At 69.9% G+C, this 2,678-nt stretch carries 4 protein-coding genes and 1 pseudogene; all 5 read right to left on the reverse strand.

Going from position 1 to position 2,678, the window contains the following annotated elements:
* A partial coding sequence (locus ACNPM4_RS12125; protein WP_448985860.1) for an AAA family ATPase occupies positions 1 to 124 on the reverse strand: 124 nt, incomplete at its 3' end.
* Positions 125 to 413: 289 nt separating this feature from the next.
* Positions 414 to 725, reverse strand: coding sequence for a hypothetical protein (locus tag ACNPM4_RS12130; protein ID WP_448985854.1), 312 nt, complete (start codon positions 723 to 725; stop codon positions 414 to 416).
* Between the two features lie 90 nt (positions 726 to 815).
* Positions 816 to 1,580: a 23S ribosomal RNA methyltransferase Erm gene (gene erm / locus ACNPM4_RS12135; protein WP_372468436.1), complete on the reverse strand. Its 765-nt coding sequence runs from the start codon at positions 1,578 to 1,580 to the stop codon at positions 816 to 818.
* Between the two features lie 225 nt (positions 1,581 to 1,805).
* Complete coding sequence (locus ACNPM4_RS12140; protein WP_029263806.1) at positions 1,806 to 2,408, reverse strand: response regulator transcription factor; 603 nt, start codon at positions 2,406 to 2,408, stop codon at positions 1,806 to 1,808.
* Positions 2,405 to 2,678, reverse strand: a pseudogene (locus ACNPM4_RS12145) (sensor histidine kinase); the annotation flags it as partial. The gene ACNPM4_RS12140 and the pseudogene ACNPM4_RS12145, both read right to left, overlap by 4 nt.

Raw genomic sequence — 2,678 nt, forward strand, 5'->3', positions numbered from 1 at the left:
ACCCGCGGTTCCAAGCCTCGGCATCGAACGAGAGCAGGACATAGCCGGCGCGCTCGAGCCTTTTCGCGTAGGTGGACTTGCCGGATCCCGCGGGACCGCACATCAAAATCACCTGGTCCGTCATCGCCCCAGCATACGAGCGAACCACCGAGAGAGGCGGGCGCACCTACGTGTTCTATCTCGTGACGTTGTTGTCGGTGGCTGCTGACACAAATCCGCGTCTCCTGCCGCAAGCGATTGCGGACCGACGCGCACGTCGGTGAGACAGAGACGGCTCCGGATTGGCTCGCCCTCAGATGTGGGGTCATCGGAGGGATTTCTCACACAAGTCGTCCGCACACGTCGACCTTTGTCGGACACACCCTAGGCGACGTCCAACACGCGACGGAGTTTGTCGAGCAGACGTTCGTCCTTCACCGGGCCCTCGGGGTCTTGGGCTGAGTGCAGCCAAGCCGCGCCCTCCGCCCCGTCACCGTGAGCACTGCTCTGGTCGCCACGGTCTGCACGCCGAGGTCGACCGGCACGTCGAAGCGGCGCAGGCTGCCCGCGAAGTAGGCGGCGAGTTGCGCGAGGGCCTCGGCGAGCAGTGGATCGGCGGTCGGGCCGGCCGGGAGTGCGCTGCCCTCGGGTGGAGCGGACCGCCACATGACGCGGGTGATCGCCACGCCGTCGCTGACGACGCCGACGACACCGACCGGAGTCGCGAGCGTTCCGAAAGCGGACATGCGTCGAGGCTACCCGGATGCTCCGACGTCGGGCTCATCACGAGCAGGCCGGGCCGTCGCCCGGTGGGGCTGCGAGACGGCCCGGTCATCTCACCCGCGGGAGACGTGACGCCAGAGCGCGGCCCAGTGCTCCGGGCGCAGGTCACGGGGAAGACGCCGGTCGTCGGCACCCGCCGCCGCGACACACCGTCGCGCTCGGGACATCGGGATGCGTGCCGCCGTGGCCAGCACCGCAGCCAGGTTCGATCCTCGCCCCGTGAACATCGACCGCACGAACGCCTCGTACTCCCGGCGGTCGGATGCCGGGACGAGCGGTGAGCCGCGACGGGTGATGGCCAGCACCCCACCGTCGACGCTCGGTTGCGGTGAGAACCCCCAGGCCGGTACGCGGCCCTCCAGAGAGAACTCGAACCACGGCGCGGACTGCGCGGTCATCATGGTGCCGCCGCCGACACCTGCCCGCTTGCGGGCCACCTCCCACTGCGTCAGCAGCACCGCCTGACTCCACCGGCCGCTGGACAGCAGTCGCCGGAGGATCGGTGTCGTCACATGGAACGGGATGTTGCCGACGATGACCTCCGCGTCGAGCGGATGGCGAGTCGCATCCGCTATCTCGATGCGCACGCCGGGCAGCGCCTTTCGCAGACGATGCACCCGATGCTCATCGACGTCGATCGCCGCGAGGGGTCGCTCCAACCTTGCGAGCGAGCGGGTGAGTGCGCCGTCACCGCACCCGAGCTCGAGGATCGAGCCCGAGGTGCGCCCGACGAGGTCGGTGATGCGGGCGAGGGTCGGACGATGGGTGAGGAAGTTCTGGCCGAGTTCGTGTCGGCCGCCATGGATTGAACGAGGCATGAGTGCGCTCCAGAAGAAGAATCGGAGCACCTCGAAGGAGGGGAGGACGCGAAGAGGCGTCAGAGAGGACTGCCCGTCCCGAGGTGCGATGACATCTCGGTGGACGGCGCGCAGATGCGTGCGGAGAGCGAGCGCGCCGTCAGGCGCGGCGGTCGCGGATCACGAAGTTGCGCCCCATCATGGGCGCTGCGCATATGGTTCCCATGCCTGCCAGCATAACGGCAGTCAGATCCAGCCGCGCTCCTCGGCGATGAGCACGGCCTGCTGGCGGGTGCCGACGGAGAGCTTTCCGAGGATGACCGAGATGTGGTTGCGCACGGTGCCCGGCGCGAGCGCGAGTGCCCGCGCGATCTGTCCGGTCGTCTCGCCGCGGCGACCGGCGCGCAGCACGTCGAGCTCCCGGTCCGTGAGCGGGGAGCGCTCGTCGCTCAGAGCGTCGGCGGCGATCTCGGGGTCCACGTAGCGAGCGCCCGCGGCGACCCGGCGGATGACGGCGGCGACCTCGTCGGCACCGCGGGACTTCGGCAGGAAACCCGAGACGCCGGAGGCGAGCGCGCGACGGAGCACACCGGGTCGCGCATGACGGGTGACGACCACGCAGCGCGTCGCGATCGCCCTGTGCAGCTTCTCGGCGACCTGCACCCCGTCGAGTCCCGGCATCTCGAGGTCGAGCAGGCACACGTCCGGCTCCAGGCGCAGGGCTTCGGCGACGGCCTGCTCGCCGTCGGCGCATTCGGCGACCACCTCGATGTCGGGTTCCAGGCGCAGCAGCGCTGCGAGAGCGGAGCGGATCATCGCCTCGTCATCGGCGAGCAGCACGCGGATCATCGAGCACCCTCACCCTGCGTCGGCACCGTCACGACCACCACGAACTCGTCGGCGTCGCGTCGCACCTCGAGGGAGCCGTGCGCCTCCTCGATCCTGCGGCGCACACCTTCCAGCCCGGAGCCGTCGTGCTCGACGTCGACGCCGGGGACCACATCGTTCGCGATCTCGTACCGCCACGCATCCGCGGTCCTGCGGAGCGCCAGCCGCGCCCGCGCTCCCCCGCCGTGCCGCAGCACGTTCGTCGTCGTCTCCCTGATCACGGGGCCCAGC

This window comes from Microbacterium umsixpiens, assembly GCF_053543675.1.

Coding starts and splice junctions, on each gene's coding strand:
- ACNPM4_RS12130 (WP_448985854.1), bottom strand. CDS start 725: ATGTCCGCTTTCGGAACGCTCGCGACTCCGGTCGGTGTCGTCGGCGTC.
- erm (WP_372468436.1), bottom strand. CDS start 1,580: ATGCCTCGTTCAATCCATGGCGGCCGACACGAACTCGGCCAGAACTTC.
- ACNPM4_RS12140 (WP_029263806.1), bottom strand. CDS start 2,408: ATGATCCGCGTGCTGCTCGCCGATGACGAGGCGATGATCCGCTCCGCT.